21 protein-coding genes and 1 riboswitch are annotated in these 24,648 nt (G+C 53.2%); of the genes, 11 read left to right on the forward strand and 10 right to left on the reverse strand.

The genetic code is table 11. The features are described from left to right. The first annotated feature begins 113 nt into the window (after positions 1-113). Positions 114-551, forward strand: a complete 438-nt coding sequence (gene zraP, locus ACMYSL_RS27480; RefSeq protein ID WP_182235603.1) for a zinc resistance sensor/chaperone ZraP — start codon at positions 114-116, stop codon at positions 549-551. Between the two features lie 3 nt (positions 552-554). On the opposite strand, the gene ACMYSL_RS27485 is transcribed toward zraP, so the two are convergent. The 6 genes from ACMYSL_RS27485 to nudC all read right to left on the reverse strand — a co-directional run bounded on the left by ACMYSL_RS27485 (position 555) and on the right by nudC (position 4,911). Next, the gene (locus ACMYSL_RS27485; protein WP_112217128.1) at positions 555-1,253 is read right to left on the reverse strand and encodes a DUF1481 domain-containing protein; all 699 of its coding nucleotides are present in this window, start codon (positions 1,251-1,253) and stop codon (positions 555-557) included. Positions 1,254-1,259: 6 nt separating this feature from the next. Further along, entirely contained in the window at positions 1,260-1,532 is a 273-nt protein-coding gene (hupA, locus tag ACMYSL_RS27490) for a nucleoid-associated protein HU-alpha (RefSeq protein WP_004097675.1), read from the reverse strand. A 186-nt stretch (positions 1,533-1,718) separates the two neighbouring features. Further along, positions 1,719-2,309 (reverse strand): YjaG family protein, encoded by a 591-nt coding sequence (locus ACMYSL_RS27495; RefSeq protein WP_110277353.1) that lies wholly within the window; start codon positions 2,307-2,309, stop codon positions 1,719-1,721. Between the two features lie 42 nt (positions 2,310-2,351). Further along, positions 2,352-3,023: a deoxyribonuclease V gene (nfi, locus tag ACMYSL_RS27500; RefSeq protein WP_182235601.1), complete on the reverse strand. Its 672-nt coding sequence runs from the start codon at positions 3,021-3,023 to the stop codon at positions 2,352-2,354. 9 nt (positions 3,024-3,032) lie between these two features. Next, a complete protein-coding gene (gene hemE, locus ACMYSL_RS27505) occupies positions 3,033-4,097 on the reverse strand; it encodes a uroporphyrinogen decarboxylase (RefSeq protein WP_112217126.1) in 1,065 nt (354 codons plus the stop codon). Between the two features lie 40 nt (positions 4,098-4,137). Further along, complete coding sequence (gene nudC, locus ACMYSL_RS27510) at positions 4,138-4,911, reverse strand: NAD(+) diphosphatase (RefSeq protein ID WP_434660718.1); 774 nt, start codon at positions 4,909-4,911, stop codon at positions 4,138-4,140. A 95-nt stretch (positions 4,912-5,006) separates the two neighbouring features. Between nudC and rsd the strand changes: the two genes are divergently transcribed. From rsd to ACMYSL_RS27560, 10 genes are all read left to right on the forward strand, one after another. Further along, on the forward strand, positions 5,007-5,504 hold the full coding sequence (gene rsd / locus ACMYSL_RS27515) for a sigma D regulator (RefSeq protein ID WP_110277349.1): 498 nt from the start codon (positions 5,007-5,009) through the stop codon (positions 5,502-5,504). A 54-nt stretch (positions 5,505-5,558) separates the two neighbouring features. Beyond that, a riboswitch (TPP riboswitch) is annotated at positions 5,559-5,672 on the forward strand. 85 nt (positions 5,673-5,757) lie between these two features. Further along, complete coding sequence (gene thiC, locus ACMYSL_RS27520; RefSeq protein WP_434660720.1) at positions 5,758-7,653, forward strand: phosphomethylpyrimidine synthase ThiC; 1,896 nt, start codon at positions 5,758-5,760, stop codon at positions 7,651-7,653. Further along, complete coding sequence (thiE, locus tag ACMYSL_RS27525) at positions 7,653-8,288, forward strand: thiamine phosphate synthase (RefSeq protein WP_434660722.1); 636 nt, start codon at positions 7,653-7,655, stop codon at positions 8,286-8,288. Before thiC ends, thiE begins: the two co-directional genes overlap by 1 nt. Further along, a complete protein-coding gene (locus ACMYSL_RS27530) occupies positions 8,281-9,036 on the forward strand; it encodes a HesA/MoeB/ThiF family protein (protein WP_434660724.1) in 756 nt (251 codons plus the stop codon). Before thiE ends, ACMYSL_RS27530 begins: the two co-directional genes overlap by 8 nt. Next, entirely contained in the window at positions 9,020-9,220 is a 201-nt protein-coding gene (gene thiS, locus ACMYSL_RS27535) for a sulfur carrier protein ThiS (RefSeq protein WP_181484078.1), read from the forward strand. Before ACMYSL_RS27530 ends, thiS begins: the two co-directional genes overlap by 17 nt. Position 9,221: 1 nt before the next feature. Then, on the forward strand, positions 9,222-9,992 hold the full coding sequence (gene thiG, locus ACMYSL_RS27540) for a thiazole synthase (RefSeq protein ID WP_434660727.1): 771 nt from the start codon (positions 9,222-9,224) through the stop codon (positions 9,990-9,992). Continuing rightward, positions 9,989-11,122, forward strand: coding sequence for a 2-iminoacetate synthase ThiH (gene thiH, locus ACMYSL_RS27545; protein WP_434660729.1), 1,134 nt, complete (start codon positions 9,989-9,991; stop codon positions 11,120-11,122). The genes thiG and thiH overlap by 4 nt, the downstream gene beginning before the upstream one ends. Positions 11,123-11,424: 302 nt before the next feature. Next, on the forward strand, positions 11,425-12,957 hold the full coding sequence (locus ACMYSL_RS27550; protein WP_434664292.1) for a sensor domain-containing diguanylate cyclase: 1,533 nt from the start codon (positions 11,425-11,427) through the stop codon (positions 12,955-12,957). Between the two features lie 219 nt (positions 12,958-13,176). Beyond that, on the forward strand, positions 13,177-13,437 hold the full coding sequence (locus ACMYSL_RS27555; RefSeq protein ID WP_249415956.1) for a PTS sugar transporter subunit IIB: 261 nt from the start codon (positions 13,177-13,179) through the stop codon (positions 13,435-13,437). 3 nt (positions 13,438-13,440) lie between these two features. Beyond that, the gene (locus ACMYSL_RS27560; RefSeq protein WP_110277341.1) at positions 13,441-13,758 is read left to right on the forward strand and encodes a PTS lactose/cellobiose transporter subunit IIA; all 318 of its coding nucleotides are present in this window, start codon (positions 13,441-13,443) and stop codon (positions 13,756-13,758) included. A 43-nt stretch (positions 13,759-13,801) separates the two neighbouring features. On the opposite strand, the gene dcuB is transcribed toward ACMYSL_RS27560, so the two are convergent. The 4 genes from dcuB to rplL all read right to left on the reverse strand — a co-directional run bounded on the left by dcuB (position 13,802) and on the right by rplL (position 24,615). Continuing rightward, positions 13,802-15,142 (reverse strand): anaerobic C4-dicarboxylate transporter DcuB, encoded by a 1,341-nt coding sequence (gene dcuB / locus ACMYSL_RS27565; RefSeq protein WP_110277340.1) that lies wholly within the window; start codon positions 15,140-15,142, stop codon positions 13,802-13,804. Between the two features lie 453 nt (positions 15,143-15,595). After that, complete coding sequence (rpoC, locus tag ACMYSL_RS27570; RefSeq protein ID WP_434660732.1) at positions 15,596-19,819, reverse strand: DNA-directed RNA polymerase subunit beta'; 4,224 nt, start codon at positions 19,817-19,819, stop codon at positions 15,596-15,598. Between the two features lie 76 nt (positions 19,820-19,895). Continuing rightward, entirely contained in the window at positions 19,896-23,924 is a 4,029-nt protein-coding gene (rpoB, locus tag ACMYSL_RS27575; RefSeq protein WP_434660734.1) for a DNA-directed RNA polymerase subunit beta, read from the reverse strand. 325 nt (positions 23,925-24,249) lie between these two features. Further along, a complete protein-coding gene (gene rplL / locus ACMYSL_RS27580) occupies positions 24,250-24,615 on the reverse strand; it encodes a 50S ribosomal protein L7/L12 (protein WP_049842133.1) in 366 nt (121 codons plus the stop codon). Between the last annotated feature and the right edge of the window lie 33 nt (positions 24,616-24,648).

The raw sequence follows: 24,648 nt of genomic DNA on the forward strand, positions 1-24,648 counted from the left end.
TTTTTACTCGTTGTCATCTGCTGATGCGATAGAAAACCTTATATCCTGCGGAGTTTTCATCCTGGCACGGAAGATGCAAATACGGAAGAAACCATAAACCAGGAGAATAAACCATGAAACGGAACCACAAATTCACTCTGACACTCATCGCCCTTGCCGCCTTAACCTTTGGTAGCAGCTCTGCATGGGCAGGACACCACTGGAATAACGGCAACGGAATGGGTCCGCAGGGCTATAGCCAACTGACGACTGAACAGCAGGCCACTGCCCAGAAGCTGCATAGCGATTTCTATGAGCAAACCCGCGCTCTACGCCAGCAGCTCACATCAAAACGCTACGAATACAATGCGTTGTTAACTGCGGATAAACCGGACAGTACAAAAATTGAATCTGTTGCCCAGGAGATGGAAGCTCTCGGTCAGAAGCTGGCCCAGCAGCGGGTTAAGTTTGATGTCGCTTTAGCCCAGGCGGGTATTCCTCGCGGCGAGGGAATGGGGCGTGGAGGCTGTGGGGGTGGTGGCCGCGGTCATATGGGCATGAACCACTGGTAAAATTTAGAAGTTTTTCTCAGTCGGCTGCCAGGTACAGAAGTCTTCGTTTGCCACCAGCAGCAACTGGGAACCTTCCGGCGCTTCCAGCCACGCCACGCTCACCTCAATGGATGAGTGATTCTGGCGACGTTCAATATGGGCTAGCGCTCGCGCATCAAGGTCAGGCTTCACGGTCTGACCTTCGCAGGTCGTTACCGTCTGGTTGGCATGCCAGCGCCCCTGACGCAGCATCACGCGCCCCTGACGTAAAGCATCGCTGGTCTGGCGTATTTGCTCTGCGCGGTAACGATACAGCGCAACCTGATCGCTGGAAAGCTGCTGCTTCTGCCCGTCGACTTCACGCTGCATAAAGCTTAGCTCGCCCTGCGCATCAAAGCGGGCGCGAATATGTTCCGGGGGTTTGCCGTAAACGTTCAGTTCGATTAGCGCAAGCTGATCGTCCTGCCAACGGTACTCGCTGGTCGAGGTATTCCCGTGACGCCACGGGCTAAAGGCGGCAAGAAGGCGAACCTCGCCATCTGAATCTTTACGCCAGATACGCATCGCTCCCTGGTTATCCGCATACCCGCTGGCGGTAAACGGTGGGAGAGAAGAATCGTGGCTGCAGGCAGTAAGCAGCAATACGCCCACCAGCGCCAACGGACGACGCCAGGTAGACAAAAGGGGCTTAAAAGCCCCTTCGATAAAACTGTAAACTGCCACGCGGTCTTACTTAACTGCGTCTTTCAGTGCTTTGCCTGAAACAAATGCCGGTACGTTAGCTGCGGCGATTTTGATTTCATTACCGGTCTGCGGGTTGCGGCCAGTACGCTCAGCGCGGTGGTTCACTTTGAAGGTACCGAAACCAACCAGTTGAACAGCATCACCTTCTTTCAGAGACTCAGTAATTGCAGCCAGGGTAGATTCCAGGGCAGCTTTCGCCTGTGCTTTGGACAGGTCAGCTTTGTCCGCAATTACATCAATCAGTTGAGTCTTGTTCATAAGTTATCCTTACAATGTGTTTATCGCTTGCTAAGCATCGAGTGCGACGGAAATGCCAAAAAAGCACCCACCTGCATACACGCACCGATAGCCACTTTTTTTCGCCCCCCAAATGTAGACCAGACGGGGGGCGGAATGGAAGCCTTCAGACGCTACAATTCAGGCGGTAAATCACGTTTTCTTGTCTCACTGCTGAAAATTTATACCAATATTGCTCTCGCCGGCCTCGCGGAGGTCTGCACGAAGCCCTTTGATCAGTTCAATGTCTCGTTCTTCACAGTCGGCCAAAAGACGGAAAATCTCCCACTGAATATCCCATTCTTGCTCAACAGCTGGGTTTTCTTTGAGCTCTTCGTCGGTCATTTCGCGACCAGCCTGGGTCATTTCCAGCATCGCAACGGTGGTGATGGAACTCTTGCTCACTTCGATCGCATGTTCAAGCGTTTCCCCACTCAGCCGCGAGTGAATCAATTCACTTAATGCGACGCAGGCGTCAATGGCCGGATAAACACCGTACAGATCGTAATCATCAGCGGCCGGAATCGCCTCTTCCAGCTTTTCTAGCTGACTATCAAAATTCACTTTCGCATCTTTAACCGTCAACGTTTCCCAGATCAGGTCAAGGATACGACGATACAGCTGGCCATCAGCGAACTCAGTTTGCTTGCAGAACATGGCGTAGTTGGGGTACATCCGCTCGCACAGACAGGCCATAAAAGTGACGTGCTGCCAGCTCTCCAGCTTCTCCAGACGCAGGTGAATCGGGTTTTGTAACATGATGAATTCTCGAAGTCAGAAATTAGCCGCAGTGTACCTGAATCAGCCGTGATTTGCTTGCCAACGCACAAACGCCGGTCGGCGGGACGCCACCGCATCAGCCCAGCGCGTCGGCTCCGGCAGACGGTAGCCTTTCAGGCAACGTTCTACCCACATCAGCGCGCTATCAAGGCCAACGCGATGTCCGGTGCTGACGAACAGCGGGTTGCAGCGCGCTTTACTGCGCAGGACCCATGCCAACTGCTCACCTTTATCCTGCAATGGAGCCAGCGCACCGGGCTCATCGCCGAGCAGTTCAAACTTACCGCATAGCCGCTTTTTCGCCACACCGATCGTCGGGACATCCACCAGCAGCCCAAAATGGCTGGCGACGCCGAGGCGGCGCGGATGAGAAATACCGTGCCCGTCGACGAATAAAAGATCCGGTTTTTGTGAAAGTTGCTCCCACGCCGCCAGCAGCGCAGGCGTTTCGCGAAAGGAGAGGAAACCGGGAATGTAGGGCATCGCGGTGGCAACGCGCGCCACCTGATATTCCACCAGCTCCAGCGACGGATAGCTCAGCAGCACCATCGCCGCCCGGGTGACTTCGCCCTCTTGCTCAAATCCAACATCCGCCCCGCCGATCAGCATCGGCGGATCCTGGTCCAGACGATCGACTCGCTCCACCGATTCCGCCAGGCTCAGCTGTTGGGCGCGTAGCGATGCCAAATCCATAATCACTCCTTAACGGTGGTATTGCGCCGACAAACGGTGCACCGCCTCCACAAACACACCCGCGTGTTCCGGGTCGACGTCCTGGTGAATCCCGTGGCCGAGGTTGAAGACATGACCCTCACCCTGACCGAATCCGGCGAGAATGGTCGCCACTTCTTCCTCGATACGCGCCGCAGGAGCGTAAAGCATTGAAGGGTCCATGTTGCCCTGCAGAGCGACTTTATGGCCCACGCGACGGCGCGCATCGGCGATATCGGTAGTCCAGTCGAGGCCCAGCGCATCGCAACCGGTTTCCGCCATCGCTTCCAGCCACTGCCCACCGCCTTTGGTAAACAGGGTTACCGGTACGCGACGGCCTTCGTTCTCACGCAGCAGACCATCGACGATTTTATGCATGTAGTAGAGCGAGAACTGCTGATAATCACGACCGGTCAGCGCGCCGCCCCAGGTGTCAAAAATCATCACCGACTGAGCGCCCGCTTTGATTTGCGCGTTCAGATACAGCGTGACGCTTTTCGCCAGCTTATCCAGCAGGGCATGCAGCGCCTGCGGCTCGGCATACATCATCTTCTTGATCACCGTAAATGCTTTGCTGCTGCCGCCTTCAACCATATAGGTCGCCAGCGTCCACGGGCTACCGGAGAAACCAATCAGCGGCACTTCACCTTTGAGCTCGCGGCGGATTGTACGCACCGCGTTCATCACATAGCCGAGCTCCCCTTCCGGGTCAGGGATCGGTAGTTTATCGACATCCGCTTTACAGGTGATGGGCGAGGTAAAACGCGGGCCTTCACCGGCTTCGAAATAAAGCCCCAGCCCCATGGCGTCCGGGATAGTCAGAATGTCCGAGAAGAGGATTGCCGCATCCAGCTTATAGCGACGCAGCGGCTGCAGCGTCACTTCGCAAGCCAGCTCAGCATTTTTACACAGCGACATAAAGTCGCCCGCTTCGGCGCGAGTGGCTTTATATTCCGGTAAATAGCGGCCCGCCTGGCGCATCATCCACACCGGGGTGACATCAACCGGCTGACGTAGCAGCGCGCGCAGGTAACGATCGTTCTTCAATTCGGTCATTTTTACATTCCTTTAGCGTTGATGCGCCAAGTGTAACATGTCACTCATACTCTGCCCGACACATCGCCACGGTATCTTCTATCAGGCGGCGGGCAACCGTGCCCGGCGGCGGCAGGAGCGGCAGATCGTCATAGCGATACCATCCCGCTTCCAGCAACTCTTTCTTATCGATAACAATCTCGCCGCTGTCGTATTCCGCCATAAACGCAGTCATTAGCGATTGCGGGAACGGCCACGGCTGGGAGGTCACGTAGCGCAGGTTTTTCACCTTAATGCCGCTCTCTTCCATGACCTCACGGGCAACCGTCTGCTCCAGTGTTTCACCGACTTCGACAAACCCGGCCAGCACCGTATGCACGCCGTTGCGATGGCGCGTGTGCTGCGCCAGCAAAATAGAATCATCCCGTCGAATAGCAACGATGATGCACGGCGCGATTTGCGGGTAATAACGCTCACGGCAGTGGCTGCAGAGCATCGCCCATTCAGTTTTGCTGGGGTGCATCGGATGCCCGCAATAACCGCAGAATTTATGCGAGCGATAGAACTCCGCCAGTTGGATCCCGCGTCCTGCCAGTTGAAAAAGGCCAGCATCCTGATCGAGTACCTGACGCAACGATCCCATCTCATGTCGACGCTCCTGACGAACCAGCCACACCGGTTCGCCCTGCCATTCCCCTATGCGCAGCGCGGGTTGCCCCGCAAGATTAAAATTTACCGCTTCGCCATATGGTAATTCCCCGTCGGGTAACCATAATTTCTGTTCGTGGCTGACTATCCACCAACCGCGATCTAATTTTTCAATAATACGATCCATATCTATTGCACTACCTTCATTTTACTGGCACTTTTAACATTAAATTTACATTTTGGTGAGCAACGTATTTCTCTTTAAAACTTGCGGAGTCAACCATGTTAAACCAGCTGGAAAACCTGACGGAACGTGTTGGAGGCAGCAATAAACTGGTCGATCGCTGGCTACAAGTACGTAAGCATTTACTCGTGGCTTACTACAACCTGGTTGGCCTGAAACCTGGCAAGGAATCATTTATGCGGCTTAATGAGAAGGCGCTGGATGATTTTTGTCAAAGTCTGGTGGACTATCTCTCCTCCGGTCATTTTAGTATTTATGAACGCTTTATCGCCGAATTGGAAGGTGATACGCCACTTTTAACCGCCACTAAGCTTTATCCACAGCTGCAAGCCAACACTCAGCAGATCATGGATGACTACGACTCTTGCCTCGAAAACGCCATCGATCACGATAACTACCTTGAGTTTCAACAGGCGTTATCGGATATCGGCGAAGCGCTGGAAGCACGCTTTGCGCTGGAGGATAAACTCATCGCCCTCGCCATCGCCCACAGCCGAAAGGACCCCGTCAGCGACAATATCGCGCCGACGGCTTGAGTTGTCCGCTATTAACGAGTAGTTTACATACATTCCCCCTCTCAGAGAGGGGATGTCATCTTGTCGGAGTGCCCATTTTCCACAGTGGAAAAGGCTGAGACCGTTAATTCGGGATCCGCGGAACCTGATCAGGCTAATACCTGCGAAGGGAACAAGAGTAAACTGCATTTAGCGTCAGCCCATCTGGGCCCGATCGCATCTGTTACTCCATCCGTCGTCTGACAAGCCATATCCTGTTCACCTGGAATGAGCTATGTCTACAACAAAAATGACCCGTCGAGAGCAACGCGAACATGCGCAACGCTTTATCGACACGCTGGAAGGCACCGCATTTCCCAATTCGCAACGCATCTATATCCGCGGCTCACGTGAAGATCTTCGCGTCCCGATGCGCGAAATTCAGCTGAGCCCGACGCTCATCGGCGGCGCTAAAGATAATCCCCGCTATGAAGCTAACGAAGCCATTCCTGTCTATGACACGTCCGGCCCTTATGGCGACCCGGAGATAGTAATCAATGTCCAACAAGGTCTGGCAAAACTACGCCAGCCGTGGATTGAAGCGCGTGGCGACTGCGAAGAACTCTGCGATCGCAGCTCGGCATATACCAAACAGCGCCTGTCAGATGATGGCCTCGACGAACTGCGCTTTACCGGCCTGCTAACACCAAAACGCGCTATCTCCGGGAAATGCGTGACTCAGTTGCACTATGCCCGCCAGGGCGTTGTCACCCCAGAGATGGAGTTCATCGCCATCCGTGAAAACATGGGCCGCGAGCGCATTCGTGGCGAAGTGTTGAGACACCAGCATCCCGGAGTTGGGTTTGGCGCACGACTGCCGGAGAACATCACCCCGGAATTCGTACGCGATGAAGTCGCTGCCGGGCGCGCGATTATCCCCGCCAATATCAATCACCCTGAGTCAGAACCGATGATAATCGGCCGCAACTTCCTCGTGAAGGTCAATGCCAATATCGGCAACTCGGCGGTCACTTCATCTATCGAAGAAGAGGTCGAGAAGCTGGTGTGGTCCACTCGCTGGGGCGCGGATACGGTGATGGACCTGTCGACCGGTCGCTATATTCACGAAACCCGCGAGTGGATCCTGCGTAACAGTCCGGTACCAATCGGTACCGTGCCGATCTACCAGGCGCTAGAGAAAGTTAACGGGATCGCCGAAGATCTCTCCTGGGAAGCCTTCCGCGACACGTTGCTGGAGCAGGCTGAACAAGGAGTCGACTACTTCACTATCCATGCGGGCGTGCTGCTACGCTACGTGCCGATGACCGCCAGGCGGCTGACTGGCATTGTTTCACGCGGCGGTTCTATTATGGCGAAGTGGTGCCTCTCCCATCATCAGGAGAACTTCCTTTATCAGCATTTCCGCGAAATCTGTGAAATCTGCGCTGCCTATGATGTTTCCCTATCGCTGGGCGATGGTCTGCGTCCGGGCTCTATTCAGGATGCTAACGACGAAGCGCAGTTTGCCGAGCTGCACACGCTGGGCGAACTGACCAAAATCGCCTGGGAGTACGATGTACAGGTGATGATTGAAGGCCCAGGCCACGTGCCGATGCAGATGATTCAGCGCAATATGACCGAGGAGCTGGAACACTGCCACGAAGCACCTTTCTACACCTTAGGGCCGCTCACCACCGATGTCGCACCGGGCTATGACCACTTCACCTCGGGCATTGGCGCCGCAATGATTGGCTGGTTCGGCTGCGCGATGCTCTGCTACGTGACGCCAAAAGAGCACCTCGGCCTACCGAACAAAGAAGACGTTAAGCAAGGGCTGATTACCTACAAAATCGCCGCCCATGCCGCTGACCTTGCCAAAGGCCATCCCGGAGCGCAGATCCGCGATAACGCGATGTCAAAAGCACGCTTCGAATTCCGCTGGGAAGACCAGTTTAACCTGGCGCTCGACCCGTTCACCGCTCGCGCTTACCACGACGAGACTCTGCCGCAGGAGTCCGGCAAAGTGGCTCACTTCTGCTCCATGTGCGGCCCCAAATTCTGCTCAATGAAAATCAGCCAGGAAGTGCGCGATTATGCAGCCCGCCAGGATATCGAAGTTGGCATGAGCGATATGTCGAATAGCTTCCGCGCCCGCGGCGGCGAAATCTACCTGAAAAAGGAGGAAGCCTGATGTACCAACCTGATTTCCCATCCGTCCCTTTCCGCTTAGGACTCTACCCGGTCGTCGATAGCGTAGAGTGGATTGAACGTTTATTGACTGCGGGCGTTCGTACCATTCAGCTGCGCATCAAAGATAAACGCGATAGCGAAGTTGAAGACGATGTGATCGCCGCCATCACCCTGGGGCGCAAGCACAATGCCCGGCTGTTTATTAATGACTACTGGCACCTGGCCATTAAACATCAGGCTTACGGCGTGCACTTAGGCCAGGAGGATCTCGAAACCACCGATCTCAGCGCAATCCGCAACGCTGGGCTGCGCCTTGGTGTTTCCACTCACGACGATATGGAAATGGATATCGCGCTGGCGGCTCGTCCCTCCTACATCGCTCTCGGTCACGTTTTCCCGACGCAAACCAAGCAGATGCCTTCCGCCCCTCAGGGACTGGAACAGCTCGCGCAGCATATCCAACGTCTTGGGGATTATCCGACGGTCGCCATCGGTGGTATTAGCCTTGAGCGCGCTCCGGCGGTACTGGCAACTGGCGTTGGCAGTATTGCGGTCGTCAGCGCCATCACGCAGGCGGCTGACTGGCGACAGGCAACAGCACAGTTGCTGGAAATAGCAGGAGTTGGCGATGAATGACAGCGATTTTATGCGCTATAGCCGCCAGCTGCTGCTGGAGGATATCGCCATTGAGGGCCAACAAAAGCTGCTGGCCAGCCGGGTATTGATTATTGGCCTCGGCGGACTGGGCTCGCCCGCTGCGCTGTATCTCGCAGGCGCAGGCGTCGGCACGCTGGTGCTGGCCGATGACGATGACGTGCATGTCAGCAATCTACAGCGGCAAATTCTGTTCACCAGCGATGATATTGCGCAGCCAAAAACCACCGCCGCCCGAGAACGGCTGGCGCGCCTCAACCCGCAGATTGAACTGATTACGCTACAGCAGCGATTAAGCGGTCAGGCGCTACAGGACGAAGTGGCAAAGGCCGATGTAGTGCTGGATTGCACCGATAACATGGCGACTCGTCAGGAAATTAACTCCGCCAGCGTCGCGCTTGAAACACCGCTGATTACCGCCAGCGCTGTCGGACTGGGAGGCCAGTTTATGGTGCTGACGCCGCCCTGGGAACAGGGGTGCTATCGCTGCTTATGGCCGGACGCTGCCGAACCGGAACGCAACTGTCGCACGGCGGGCATTATCGGCCCGGTGGTCGGCATGATGGGTACCTTACAGGCGCTGGAGGCAATCAAACTGCTCAGCGGCATGGCGGCCCCGCGCAATAGCTTGCGTCTGTTCGATGCCCGGACCAGCAACTGGCGCACTCTTGCACTTCAACGGGCTCAGGGCTGCCCGGTATGTGGAGGGAAGCATGCAAGTGTGGTTTAACGATGAGCCGTTACAGTGCGCCGAAGCGACATCCGTTGCGGATCTGCTCGCTCAACTGGAACAGCAGCAACCGGGCGTCGCGCTGGCGCTCAATCAACACATCCTGCCGCGCGAGCGCTGGGAAGATCAACTTTTGCAGGAAGGCGACCAGATCCTGCTTTTTCAGGTTATCGCTGGAGGCTGACATGTTACGTATCGCAGATAAAACTTTTGAATCGCGTCTTTTCACCGGCACCGGGAAATTCGCAGCCCCCGACGTCATGGTCGAAGCCATTCGCGCCTCCGGTAGCCAACTGGTTACGCTGGCGATGAAACGTGTCGACCTGCGTCAGCATAATGACGCTATTCTCCCGCCGCTGCTGGCGGCGGGTGTGAACCTGCTCCCCAATACTTCAGGGGCGAAAACGGCGGAAGAAGCCGTCTTTGCCGCCCGTCTGGCGCGGGAAGCGCTGGGCACAAACTGGCTGAAGCTGGAAATCCACCCGGATGCCCGCTGGCTTCTCCCTGACCCAATTGAAACCCTGAAAGCGGCAGAAATATTAGTGCGGGAAGGATTCGTAGTACTGCCTTACTGCGGCGCTGACCCTGTGCTGTGCAAGCGTCTGGAAGAAGCGGGCTGCGCGGCGGTGATGCCGCTCGGCGCGCCTATCGGCTCCAACCAGGGGTTGGAAACCAAAGCGATGCTGGAGATTATCATCGAACAGGCCACGGTACCGGTGGTCGTTGATGCAGGTATTGGCGTACCGAGCCACGCGGCACAGGCGCTGGAAATGGGCGCTGATGCGGTCCTGGTCAATACCGCTATCGCCGTTGCCGACGATCCGGTAACCATGGCCCGCGCGTTCCGCTTAGCGATCGAGGCAGGATCGCTGGCGAGACAGGCCGGGCCCGGTGCTCGTAGCAGCCTGGCACAGGCCACCAGCCCGTTGACCGGCTTTCTGGAGGCGCTGGTATGAAAACTTTCACTGACCGCTGGCGGCAACTGGACTGGGACGACATTCGCCTGCGTATTAACAGTAAAACCCCGGCTGACGTCGAACGCGCACTGGCAGCAAAACAGCTCAGTCGCGATGACATGATGGCCCTGCTCTCGCCTGCTGCCGCGGGCTATCTGGAACTTTTGGCGCAGCGTGCACAGCGTCTGACCCGCCAGCGTTTTGGTAATACCGTCAGTTTTTACGTCCCGCTGTACCTCTCCAATCTGTGCGCCAACGACTGTTCCTACTGTGGCTTCTCAATGAGCAACCGCATCAAGCGCAAGACTCTGGACGATAATGAGATCGCTCGCGAGTGCGCGGCAATCCGCGAAATGGGCTTTGAGCATCTGCTGCTGGTCACCGGTGAACATCAGGGTAAAGTCGGTATGGACTATTTTCGTCAGCATTTGCCCGCTATTCGCCGCCAGTTCGCCTCGCTACATATGGAAGTTCAGCCGCTGGCGATGGAGGAGTATGCCGAACTCAAAACTCTCGGTCTGGACGGAGTAATGGTCTACCAGGAGACCTACCATGAAAGCATGTATGCGAAGCATCATCTGAAAGGGAAAAAACAGGACTTCTTCTGGCGCTTAGATACGCCGGACCGACTCGGCCAGGCGGGGATTGATAAGATTGGCCTCGGCGCATTAATCGGCCTCTCCGACAGCTGGCGCGTAGATTGCTTTATGGTGGCGGAGCATCTGCTGTGGCTCCAGCAGCGCTACTGGCGCAGCCGCTACTCCATCTCTTTTCCGCGATTACGACCTTGCGCCGGAGGCATCGAACCGGCCTCGCTCATGGATGAACGTCAACTGGTGCAAACTATTTGCGCCTTCCGTCTGCTGGCTCCGGAAATCGAACTCTCGCTCTCAACCCGCGAATCTCCCTGGTTTCGCGATCGGGTCATTCCGCTGGCCATTAACAACGTCAGTGCATTTTCGAAAACCCAGCCAGGTGGCTATGCCGATAACCATCCTGAGCTCGAACAGTTTGCGCCTCACGATGACCGTCGCCCCGAAGAGGTCGCCAGCGCGCTGGTTGCCAGTGGGCTTCAGCCAGTTTGGAAGGATTGGGACAGCTGGCTGGGACGCGCTTCCCGGTCGTCATGAAGAGGAATGTAATTCCTTAAAAGTTCTTCGTGCATGCTCGTAAAAAGAGAAACGGGAGATTGTTGTCAGATTTCCGTTTCTCTACCCTGTCTTCGTCAGCAGTGGATGCTGTCCAGGGCGAATGATAGCTCTTCCTCATTTTCGCCCTGCTCCACTCTCACATTGTTATCGCATATAAATAAATCCATCTTACAAAGCGAGAGTTATAATTAACGGAGTTTTATCTGATTCGCTCAGCAGGCATGCTGGCTAAACCTGCGTTTAAACCCACGGTTTATCTCTTCTGGAACGATTTACGACTCATGGCTCGTCATAACAGAAAACTCTCTTTCACCACGCCGATTTTGATCGGGTTTGCGGGTATTTTACTCAGCTTCTTGCTGATCGCGGTGTTTGTCACTCAGACTCAGCGCAACGATTTTCTTGAGGGTTATCATCATACAAACCGCAACTTCACTCATAACATGGCGACGAATTACACGGAAACGCTGCTCCGGGGAAATGATTTTATCCTCGCTCGCGCAGCAACTTTCTTTGCGCGCAATGATGAATTAAACAATGCCGTTAACATCAACCCTGAAAAAGGTTTAATGCTGTTAATGCAGTTGCAAAACATGATGCAGACAGTTTCCTCAATCTCGCTGGCAGATACAGACGGGCACTATCTACGCGTGCCCGAGGTGCTGGAGACCGAAGATAGTCGGACCTTTGATGCCAAATCGCGGCCGTGGTTTATCAAACAGGCAGGAGCTAGCACTGTCAGCCTCTATACCAGTCCCTATCTCGACTATTTCACGCATCATCCAACCATTACTCTCTATAAACCCATTATCTCTCCAGAAGGGCGACTCAAAGGGAGCCTCGCTTTTCATCTCGACCTGACATCAATGGGTTACGCGTTACGACAAATGGTTGCACCTGTTCAGGGCGAATTTTTTGTCGTGCAACGTGATGGTAAAGTCGTTCTTCATCCCGATCCTGGCGCTCTGTTTAAACCCTATGTTAGCAGCACCTTGATGGACAGTATGACCAGCGGCGAAGGCCAGCTTTATGATGCAGATAAAGACGTCTGGTACTATTACTACTCTTTTACCAATCCTGACTGGTTCATTATCTACCGTGTCGCCAATTCGACGCTAATCAACTTAACGCGCCACGAAACCAACATTGTGTCCTGGGGTTTTGCCCTTGCCGCCATTGTCATTGTTCTGTTTGGGCTATACCTACGCCATGCGTCACGCACCGTACTGATGAACATCATCAATGCAATTAAGACCGGGGACGTTAAGCGTGCGCCGCGCCTTGAGGCCATGCTCAGCAAGGCCATTGAGAGCAATAAGCAGCGCGAACTGACCTACGTTCGTCAGGCAACCATCGACGCGCTAACTGGCTGCAAAAACCGCCGGGCCTTCGACAACGATATTGCCGCGCTGATGAACGATCATCAGCCTTTCGCCCTCGCGCTGGTTGATATTGATAACTTTAAATCGATAAATGATACCTGGGGCCATCTCAATGGCGATATCGTCCTGCGTAACGTGGCCCGTGAGGGTTTGCAGGTTTTGCAACCTTTGCACGTTTCACTCTATCGTTACGGTGGCGAAGAATTTGCGGTAATATTTGCCGCTGAGCATATCGATAATGCCCTGATGTTGTTGGAAAACTGGCGAGCCAACGTCGCGCAGCGCTCCTGGCGTGAAGAGGGATTGACGGTAACGTTCAGCGCGGGCTTAGGCGAATGGAATATGGAACCACTAGAGCAATTGGTAGTGAGCGTCGATGAGGCACTTTACAAAGCCAAACAGCAGGGAAAGAATCGTATCATTCGCACTTGAGATAATCAGCTTCTACAAGCCCACTTCGCTGGGCTTTATTGATATTTTCGGCCACAAAAAAGAAACCGGTTTCATTATTTTGTGATGACTTACACACAATCATCGTAAAGCGGTTGTTCCGCCCTCTTGCCCGCGATAAAGATGGTATATCAAGGAACACAAGGGCCACGAACTATGAAGAATATCGTTTTATGCTGTGCTGCGGGTATGTCCACCAGCATGCTGGTTCAACGCATGCAGGCGGCTGCGCAACAGAAAGGTATCGAAGTCTCCATCAAAGCCGTACCGGTCGCCGAGTTTAAAGATAACCTCGCGGCTGCCGATATTATCCTGCTCGGACCACAAGTGAAGTATGAGCAGGCGAAACTACAGGCGCAGGCCGATCCGTTCGGTAAAAAAGTCGCCGTTATCGATATGATGGATTACGGCATGATGAAAGGCGATGCCGTGCTTGATAAAGCCCTGAAGTTGATGGAGTAAGAGATGGAAGATTTAGAAACGATCATTATGGAGCTGTTGGTTAACGCCGGTTCAGCACGTAGTTCAGCCTTAACCGCTCTGCAGCTGGCGCGTAAAGGTGATTTCGCCGCCGCCGAGCAGGCCATGGCTGAATCCCACGAATTCGTTAAGCATGCACATAAAATCCAGACTCAGCTCATCGGTCTGGACGAGGGTACCGGCAAGCTTCCGGTCAACCTGATTACCGTTCACTCGCAGGATCACCTGATGAACGCGATGGTCATTCAGGATCTGGCGACCGATATGATTGAACTCTATCGCCGTATTCCGCTCGCACAATAACCTCGACCATTTAACAGGCGCCGCTATCGGCGCCTGTCTCCTCTTAAAGAAAGCCGTACATCGCCGCAAATACCCAGCCAAAGACGCAAGAGACGCTGACGCCAATTAATCCTGGCAGGATAAAACTATGGTTAATCACAAAGCGGCCAATATGCGTGGTACCTGAACGGTCGAACTGAATCGCCGCCAGATCGCTTGGGTAGGTCGGCAGAATATAATAGCCATAGCAGGCAGGCGCAGAAGCCACAATATAGGCAGGATCGACACCAATCGCCAACGCCACCGGGACAATCGCCGCCAGCGCAGCCGCCTGGGAGTTAACAAACTTCGACACCATCAGCAGCACGATGGCGTAGGCCCACGGATACTCTTTGACCATCTCCCCCAGCACGCCTTTAATTTCGGTCATGTGCGCGCCGAACATGGTCTCCGCCATCCACGCGATACCATACACCGCAACGATGGCGATCATCCCCGAACGGAAAACCTCATTTTTGGAAATCGATGCCGGATTAGTTTTGGTAATGATAATGATGAGCGCTCCGGAGAGCAGCATAAACATCTGGATCACCAGAACCATCGACAGCGGCTTACCGTCGAACGCCGGGCGCAGTTCGGAAAAGGCACCGAGTAAGGCAACCACTGCGATCGATGCGAGAAAAATCCACATCGCAATCCAGTTGCTGGTCGGCAGCTTCTTATCCAGTAGCGTGGCCGTATCGCCGTAAACATAATGGCGATTTTCCGGTGTCGAGATGAAGTCCTGAAATTTTTCGTCTTTATCCAGGTCCTTACCACGAAACCAGCTAAAAATACCGATAGCCAGAATACCTAATAGCGTGGACGGGATAGTTATAGCCAGGAGATCGAGGAATTCAAGATGCTTACCGTTAAACGTGAAATTACCAAGCATGGCAACCAGTGAGACAACCGCAACGGAAACCGGGCTGGCGATAATTCCCATCTGCGCACCGATAGAACTTGCCGCCATAGGCCGTTCCGGACGGATATTATTCTTAATGGCAACGTCATATATAATAGGCAGAATCGTATAAACGACGTGACCAGTACCGCAAAGAATCGTCAGCGTACAGGTGACAAATGGCGCGACGATCGAGACGTACTTCGGGTTGCGCCGCAGGAGTTTCTCGGCAATCTGCAACATGACATCTAAACCGCCGGAGGCCTGTAATGTCGCCGAAGCAGCGACCACCGCGATAATCACCAGCATGACATCGACGGGCGGTTTTCCCGGCTGAAGATGAAAAACAAAGACTAAGATAACTAGCCCAATGCCGCCTAAAAGACCGAGCGCAATTCCGCCCTTTTTCGCGCCATAGAACAGACAAATTAAGATAATGATGAGCTGTATAGCAAATTCCATGCATCCCCCAGAAACTATCTATTAAATAACGGCAATGCTCACGCTTTGTTTTTATTTGCTCACCTCCTCTATCGCCTTTTCGACAGGCGTTGCAATCCCCTCAGTTGTGGTAAACCGAAAAGAACAGGGAAAGTAATCACATGATTATTTGAGTTTTTTGACTATATAGAGTTTACGGTTCTTATTTTTTGATACGTGTAGAATTTCCGCCTATCAATTGATGACGCAATTAATAAATAGCAATTAATGATTTATATTAATGACTAATTGCTAATTAATTGGAGTATTAACATTAGTAAAATGTAAATTAAAATGGATGTAATGAAGAATGCCGATCGGTTGGCAGGCGCTAAATGACGGCCCTCTGAGAAGAGGGTCCATGTTCAGAAATGACAATAAAAAAAGCCAGTCAGGAAACCCGACTGGCTTTTTAAGCGCTTAGCGAATCAACGATTAATCGTTGTCAGAGCCACCCAGACCTGCGTTCAGCAGTTCTGCCAGGTTAGCTGAAGCTTCTTCAACACTCACCTGCGGTACAGCTGGCTGTTCGCCTGCTGCGCGACGGCGCATACGATCCTGGTGGTAAGCATAACCAGTACCGGCCGGGATCAGACGACCCACGATGACGTTCTCTTTCAAGCCACGCAGTTCGTCGCGTTTACCCGCAACGGCTGCTTCGGTCAGGACACGCGTGGTCTCCTGGAACGATGCGGCAGAAATGAACGATTCGGTTGCCAGAGACGCTTTGGTGATACCCAGCAGGTCGCGGGAATAAGTTGCCGCCACTTTGCCATTCGCTTCCAGATCGCGGTTAGCAATCTTGACGCGGGAGTATTCAACCTGCTCGCCTTCCAGGAAGTCGGAGCTACCAGCACTTTCGATGGTCGCTTTACGCAGCATCTGACGAACGATAACTTCAATGTGTTTATCGTTAATCTTAACGCCTTGCAGACGATATACGTCCTGTACTTCGTTGGTGATGTAACGCGTTACCGCGTGTACGCCACGAAGACGCAGGATGTCGTGCGGTGCTTCCGGACCGTCGGAAACCACGTCACCACGTTCTACACGTTCGCCTTCGAACACGTTGAGCTGACGCCATTTCGGAATCATCTCTTCGTACGGATCGCTACCGTCTAACGGAGTGATAACCAGACGACGCTTCCCTTTGGTTTCTTTACCGAAGGAAATGATGCCGCTGATTTCCGCCAGGATTGCTGGCTCTTTCGGACGACGTGCTTCGAACAGATCCGCAACGCGCGGCAGACCACCGGTGATATCCTTGGTACCGCTGGATTCCTGAGGAATACGCGCCAAAGCGTCACCCGCACTGATCTGGATGCCATCTTCCAACTGGACGATCGCTTTACCTGGCAGGAAGTACTGCGCAGACATATCGGTACCAGGGATCAGAACGTCGTTACCGTTAGCATCAACGATTTTCAGGGCCGGACGCAGGTCTTTACCACCCGCTGTACGCTCTGCAGAATCCAGAACCACCAGCGAAGACAGACCGGTCAGCTCGTCGGTCTGACGAGTAATGGTCTGGCCGTCAATCATGTCAGTAAAGCGGATGAAACCACTTACTTCAGTGATTACCGGCATGGTGTGCGGATCCCAGTTCGCTACGGTTTCCCCGCCAGCAACCTGCTCACCATCACCTTTGCCCATCACCGCACCGTAAGGAACTTTATAGCTCTCTTTGGTACGACCGAATTCGTCGATCAGCTTCAGTTCGGTGTTACGAGAGGTCACTACCAGCTTACCGGCAGAGTTCACAACCGACTTCGCATTGCTCAGACGGATGCTACCTTTGTTTTTCACCTGGATGCTGGATTCAGCAGCCGCACGAGATGCCGCACCACCGATGTGGAACGTACGCATCGTCAGCTGTGTACCCGGCTCACCGATGGACTGTGCCGCGATAACGCCGATGGCTTCACCTTTGTTGATGATGTGGCCACGCGCCAGGTCACGACCGTAGCAGTGCGCACATACACCAAAGTCGGTGTCACAGGATACAACGGAACGCACTTTGACGGAGTCAACGGAGTTCTCTTCCAGCAGGTCACACCAGTGCTCGTGCAGCAGCGTATTGCGTGGAACCAGAATGTCCGCGGTGCCCGGCTTCAGAACGTCTTCAGCAGTCACACGACCCAGTACGCGATCGCGCAGCGGCTCTTTAACATCGCCGCCCTCGATAACCGGGGTCATAGTGATGCCTTCCAGGGTACCACAGTCGTCTTCAGTGACAACCAGGTCCTGGGCAACGTCAACCAGACGACGAGTCAGGTAACCGGAGTTCGCTGTTTTCAGTGCGGTATCCGCCAGACCTTTACGCGCACCGTGCGTGGAGATGAAGTACTGAAGTACGTTCAGACCTTCACGGAAGTTCGCGGTGATTGGCGTTTCGATGATGGAGCCATCTGGCTTCGCCATCAGACCACGCATACCAGCAAGCTGACGAATCTGTGCAGCAGAACCACGCGCACCGGAGTCGGCCATCATGTAGATGCTGTTGAAGGAAACCTGCTGCTCTTCTTCGCCGTCACGGTTAATCACGGTTTCAGTTTGCAGGTTATCCATCATCGCTTTAGATACACGATCGTTCGCCGCAGCCCAGATATCGATAACTTTGTTATAGCGTTCGCCCGCAGTTACCAGACCAGACTGGAACTGTTCCTGAATCTCAGCAACTTCAGCTTCCGCTTCGCTGATGATCTCGTATTTTTTCTCCGGGATGACCATGTCATCGATACCAACGGATGCACCTGAACGCGCTGCATAAGCAAAGCCGGTGTACATCGTCTGGTCCGCAAAAATAACGGTTGGTTTCAGGCCCAGAATACGGTAACAGGTGTTCAGCATCTTAGAGATCGCTTTTTTACCCAGCGCCTGGTTCACGATGGTGAACGGCAGACCTTTAGGTACGATCATCCACAGAATGGCACGGCCAACGGTCGTGTCTTTCAAGCTGGTTTTCGCGACGAATTCGCCGTTTTCATCTTTTTCATATTCGGTGATACGCACTTTTACACGCGCATGCAGAGAGGCCAGACCTGCGCGATAGATACGCTCAGCTTCTTTCGGGCCAGTCAGCACCATGCCTTCGCCCTTGGCGTTAACACAGTCACGGGTCATGTAGTACAGACCCAATACAACGTCCTGAGAAGGAACAATGATAGGTTCACCGTTCGCTGGGGACAGGATGTTGTTGGTAGACATCATCAACGCACGCGCTTCCAGCTGGGCTTCCAGCGTCAGCGGTACGTGAACAGCCATCTGGTCACCATCGAAGTCGGCGTTATATGCCGCACAAACCAGCGGGTGCAGCTGAATAGCTTTACCTTCGATAAGTACCGGTTCAAACGCCTGGATCCCCAGACGGTGCAGTGTTGGTGCGCGGTTCAGCAGTACCGGGTGTTCGCGGATAACTTCGTCCAGGATATCCCAAACGACAGCTTCTTCACGCTCAACCATTTTCTTAGCGGCTTTGATGGTGGTGGCGAGGCCACGCAGTTCCAGTTTGCCGTAGATGAACGGTTTGAACAGCTCCAGTGCCATTTTTTTCGGCAGACCGCACTGATGCAGACGCAGGTATGGACCTACGGTGATAACAGAACGACCGGAGTAGTCAACACGCTTACCGAGCAGGTTCTGACGGAAACGACCCTGCTTACCTTTGATCATATCGGCCAAAGATTTCAGAGGACGTTTGTTAGAACCGGTGATCGCACGACCGCGACGACCGTTATCCAGCAGGGCGTCAACCGCTTCCTGCAGCATACGTTTTTCGTTACGTACGATGATATCCGGCGCAGCCAGATCCAACAGACGTTTCAGACGGTTGTTACGGTTAATCACGCGACGATACAGATCGTTCAGATCTGACGTTGCGAAACGACCGCCATCCAGCGGAACCAACGGACGCAGATCTGGCGGCAGAACCGGCAGAACGGTCAGGATCATCCACTCTGGCTTGTTACCAGACTGTACGAACGCTTCCAGCAGTTTGATACGCTTGGTCAGCTTTTTACGCTTGGTTTCGGAGTTGGTTTCGTTCAGCTCTTCGCGCAGAGTTTCACACTCTTGCTCCAGATCCATGCTTTTCAGCAGGGCCTGGATTGCTTCCGCACCCATCTTCGCATCGAATTCGTCACCGAACTCTTCCAGCGCGTCCAGATACTGCTCTTCAGTCAGGATCTGTTGACGTTCCAGGTTGGTCATACCACCTTCGATAACGACATAAGATTCGAAGTACAGTACGCGTTCGATATCACGCAGCGGCATATCGAGCAGCAGGCCGATGCGGGACGGCAGCGATTTCAGGAACCAGATGTGCGCAGTCGGAGACGCCAGCTCGATGTGGCCCATACGCTCACGGCGCACTTTAGTCTGGGTCACTTCAACGCCGCACTTCTCACAGATCACACCACGGTGTTTCAGGCGCTTGTACTTACCGCACAGGCACTCGTAGTCTTTTACTGGCCCAAAGATACGGGCGCAGAAAAGGCCGTCACGCTCAGGCTTGAACGTACGGTAGTTAATGGTTTCCGGCTTTTTAACTTCACCAAAAGACCATGAACGGATCATGTCTGGCGAGGCCAGAGCAATTTTGATCGCATCAAACTCTTCGGTTTTAGTCTGCGCTTTCAGAAACTTTAATAAATCTTTCACGGATTTGCTCCCGTCGGAGTTAGCACAATCTGGTGCCGGGAATTATCCCGGCACCAGTGACCTGTTTGAGCGAGAGTTACTCGTCTTCCAGTTCGATGTTGATGCCCAGCGAGCGAATCTCTTTCAACAGTACGTTGAAGGATTCCGGCATGCCCGGTTCCATCTGATGATTGCCGTCCACGATGTTTTTATACATCTTGGTACGACCGTTCACGTCATCAGACTTAACGGTGAGCATTTCCTGCAGGGTGTATGCCGCGCCATAAGCTTCCAGCGCCCACACTTCCATCTCCCCGAAGCGCTGACCACCGAACTGCGCCTTACCACCCAGCGGCTGCTGAGTAACCAGGCTGTAAGAACCGGTAGAACGCGCATGCATTTTGTCATCAACCAGGTGGTTCAGTTTCAGCATGTACATGTAGCCAACGGTTACCTGGCGCTCGAACTGCTCACCGGTACGACCGTCGAACAGGGTGATCTGACCGGAAGTCGGCAGTCCACCCAGCTGTAACAGTTCCTTGATTTCAGACTCTTTCGCACCGTCGAATACTGGCGTTGCGATCGGCATACCTTTTTTCAGGTTTTCAGCAAGACGCAGAACTTCTTCATCAGTGAAGGTGTTCAGATCGACCTTCTGACGAACGTCAGTACCCAGATCGTAGGCTCGCTGGATGAATTCGCGCAGTTTAGCGACTTCTTCCTGCTGCTTCAGCATGGCATTGATTTTCTCGCCAATGCCTTTCGCAGCCATACCCAAGTGGGTTTCCAGAATCTGACCGATGTTCATACGAGACGGTACACCCAGCGGGTTCAGTACGATGTCTACCGGTGTGCCGTTTTCATCGTAAGGCATATCTTCGATCGGGTTGATCTTAGAAATAACACCTTTGTTACCGTGACGGCCTGCCATTTTGTCACCAGGTTGAATCTGACGTTTAACGGCCAGATACACTTTAACAATCTTCAGCACACCCGGTGCCAGATCGTCGCCTTGAGTGATTTTGCGGCGTTTCGCTTCGAGTTTTTTCTCGAACTCGTGCTTCAGTTCGTCATACTGCTCAGCCAGCTGTTCCAGCTGATTTTGTTTCTCTTCGTCGGTCAGGCCGAGTTCCAGCCAGCGGTCACGCGGCAGTTTGTCGAGCTTCTCAGCTTCAACACCACCGGAAACCAGCACCGCGTAGATACGACCAAACAGGCCAGCCTCGAGGATCTGCAATTCTTCAGACAGGTCTTTCTTCGCCTGCTTCAGCTGCATCTCTTCGATTTCCAGCGCACGTTTGTCTTTTTCTACGCCATCGCGGGTAAAGACCTGAACGTCGATAATCGTACCGGAAACACCGTTTGGTACGCGCAGAGAAGAGTCTTTAACATCAGACGCTTTCTCACCGAAGATTGCACGCAGCAGCTTCTCTTCTGGCGTCAGCTGGGTTTCACCTTTCGGCGTGACCTTACCAACCAGAATGTCGCCACCGGTAACTTCTGCACCAATGTAAACGATACCGGATTCATCCAGTTTGGAGAGCGCAGCCTCACCCACGTTCGGGATGTCAGCAGTGATCTCTTCCGGCCCCAGCTTGGTGTCACGAGACACACATGCCAGTTCCTGAATATGGATGGTAGTGAAACGGTCTTCCTGAACAACACGCTCGGATACGAGGATGGAGTCTTCGAAGTTGTAACCATTCCATGGCATGAATGCCACGCGCATGTTCTGACCGAGCGCCAGCTCACCGAGGTCGGTAGACGGGCCATCTGCCAGCACGTCGCCGCGCTCGATTGGCTCACCCAGAGACACACACGGCATCTGGTTAATACAGGTGTTCTGGTTAGAACGGGTGTATTTGGTCAGGTTATAGATGTCGATACCTGCTTCACCCGGGTACATCTCGTCTTCGTTAACTTTGATAACGATACGGGAGGCATCCACGTACTGAACCAGACCGCCACGTTTAGCAACCGCAGTTACACCGGAGTCAACGGCAACAGCACGTTCCATACCGGTACCAACCAGCGGCTTATCAGCACGCAGAGTCGGAACCGCCTGACGTTGCATGTTCGCACCCATCAATGCACGGTTGGCGTCATCGTGTTCCAGGAACGGGATCAGGGACGCACCGACGGAAACCACCTGTTGGGTGGAAACGTCCATGTAGTCAACCTGGTCGCGGCTGAACAAGCTGGATTCGCCTTTGCTACGACAAGTTACCAGGTCTTCTTCAAAGTGGCCTTCGTCATCCAGGTTGGAGTTCGCCTGAGCGATAACGTAGTTGCCTTCTTCAATAGCAGACAGGTAATGAATTTCGTCGGTAACAACACCGTCGGTTACTTTACGGTACGGAGTCTCAAGGAAGCCGTATTCGTTAGTCTGTGCGTACACGGACAGGGAGTTGATCAGACCGATGTTCGGACCTTCAGGCGTTTCGATAGGACATACGCGACCGTAGTGAGTCGGGTGTACGTCTCGAACTTCAAAGCCTGCGCGTTCACGGGTCAAACCGCCTGGGCCGAGTGCGGAGATACGACGTTTGTGCGTAATCTCAGACAACGGGTTGTTCTGGTCCATAAACTGGGAAAGCTGGCTGGAACCGAAGAACTCTTTAACCGCGGCAGAAATCGGCTTGGCGTTGATCATATCCTGAGGCATCAGGGTATCCAGATCGCCCAGAGACAGACGCTCTTTCACCGCACGCTCAACACGCACCAGGCCAACGCGGAATTGGTTTTCCGCCATTTCGCCTACGGAACGGATACGACGGTTACCGAGGTGGTCGATATCATCGACTTCGCCTTTACCGTTACGGATATCGATGAGCTTTTTCATCACTTCGATGATGTCTTCTTTGCTCAGGATACCGGAACCTTCGATTTCATCACGCAGCAGAGAGCGGTTGAACTTCATACGACCAACCGCTGACAGATCATAGCGGTCTTCGGAGAAGAACAGGTTCTCGAACAGATTTTCAGCTGCTTCACGAGTCGGCGGTTCACCAGGGCGCATCATGCGGTAGATTTCTACCAGTGCGCTCAGACGATCGTTGGTTGGGTCAACGCGTATAGTCTCAGACATATACGCACCGTGGTCCAGATCGTTGGTGAACAGAGTTTCAATGCGCTTATGGCCAGACTGGCTCAGCTTCGCCAGCAGATCCAGGCTCAGCTCCATGTTCGCAGAGCAGATCAGCTCACCGGTAGATGCGTCAACATAGTCTTTAGATGCAACTTTACCCGCAATGTACTCAACCGGAACTTCGATATGTTTGATATCGTCTTTTTCCAGCTGGCGAATGTGGCGCGCAGTGATGCGGCGGCCTTTTTCGACGTACAACTTGCCGTTGGCTTCGATATCAAAAGAAGCTGTTTCACCGCGAAGACGCTCAGGAATGAGCTCCATCTGCAGCTTGTTATCGCGAATTTCAAAGACCACTTTGTCGAAGAACAGGTCAAGGATCTGCTCAGTGGTGTACTGCAGCGCACGCAGAATAATCGTTGCTGGCAGCTTACGACGGCGGTCAATACGGACAAACAGGTTGTCTTTCGGGTCGAACTCGAAGTCCAGCCAGGAACCACGATAAGGAATGATACGCGCGTTATACAGCACTTTACCCGAAGAGTGGGTTTTCCCTTTGTCGGAGTCAAAGAAGACGCCTGGGCTACGGTGCAGCTGAGAAACGATAACACGCTCGGTACCGTTGATAACAAAGGTGCCGTTGTCAGTCATGAGCGGAATTTCGCCCATGTAGACTTCTTGTTCTTTAATGTCTTTGACTGTGCCTTCCGGCGCTTCGCGCTCGTAGATCACCAGACGCAGTTTTACACGCAGCGGTGCCGAATAGGTCACGCCACGAATCTGACATTCTTTAACGTCAAAAACAGGTTCGCCCAGACGGTAGCTGACGTATTGCAGCTCAGAATTACCGCTGTAGCTCTTAATCGGAAATACGGAACGGAAAGCTGCTTCCAGACCATACTGTCCTTCAGGATCTTGCTCGATGAACTTCTGAAACGAGTCAAGCTGGATAGAAAGGAGATAAGGTATGTCCAGAACCTGCGGACGTTTACCAAAATCCTTACGAATACGTTTTTTCTCGGTATAGGAGTAAACCATAGGGTTCCTCAGCTCGCTGACAAGTCGACCCATCTGCCCACATAAGGCAGTTTTTTATGCAACACTATTTTGTTGACCGGAAAATGGAACACTTTCCGCAATACCTGTTTCTATCACGCTTAAACCATTTCATTGCAATTTACACAGCTCAGGAGCCCTAACCTGTCGCAGTATATTAAGTCGTCTATAGAAACAAGCATTGTCAGGACAACCAGTAGTCAAACAGTGTGAAATGCTACTGGCGCCTTACAGCGCAAAAAGGCTGGTGACCAAAAAGTCACCAGCCATCAGCCTGATTACTCAGGCTGCAACCGGAAAAGTTGGCTTATTTAACTTCAACTTCAGCGCCAGCTTCTTCCAGAGATTTTTTCAGTGCTTCAGCGTCATCTTTGCTCACGCCTTCTTTCAGAGCGGCCGGAGCAGATTCTACCAGGTCTTTAGCTTCTTTCAGACCCAGGCCAGTTGCGCCACGTACTGCTTTGATAACGGCAACTTTGTTAGCGCCGATACCTTTCAGAATTACGTCGAATTCAGTTTTTTCTTCAGCAGCTTCAGCCGGGCCAGCAGCTACAGCTACAGCAGCAGCAGCGGAAACACCGAATTTTTCTTCCATTGCAGAGATCAGCTCAACAACGTCCATTACGGACATAGCGGATACTGCTTCAATGATTTGATCTTTAGTGATAGACATTTAAATTGTTCCTGAATATCAGAATAAGTTTAT

This window comes from Klebsiella sp. MISC125 (genome assembly GCF_051131775.1).
Lineage (GTDB): Bacteria > Pseudomonadota > Gammaproteobacteria > Enterobacterales > Enterobacteriaceae > Klebsiella.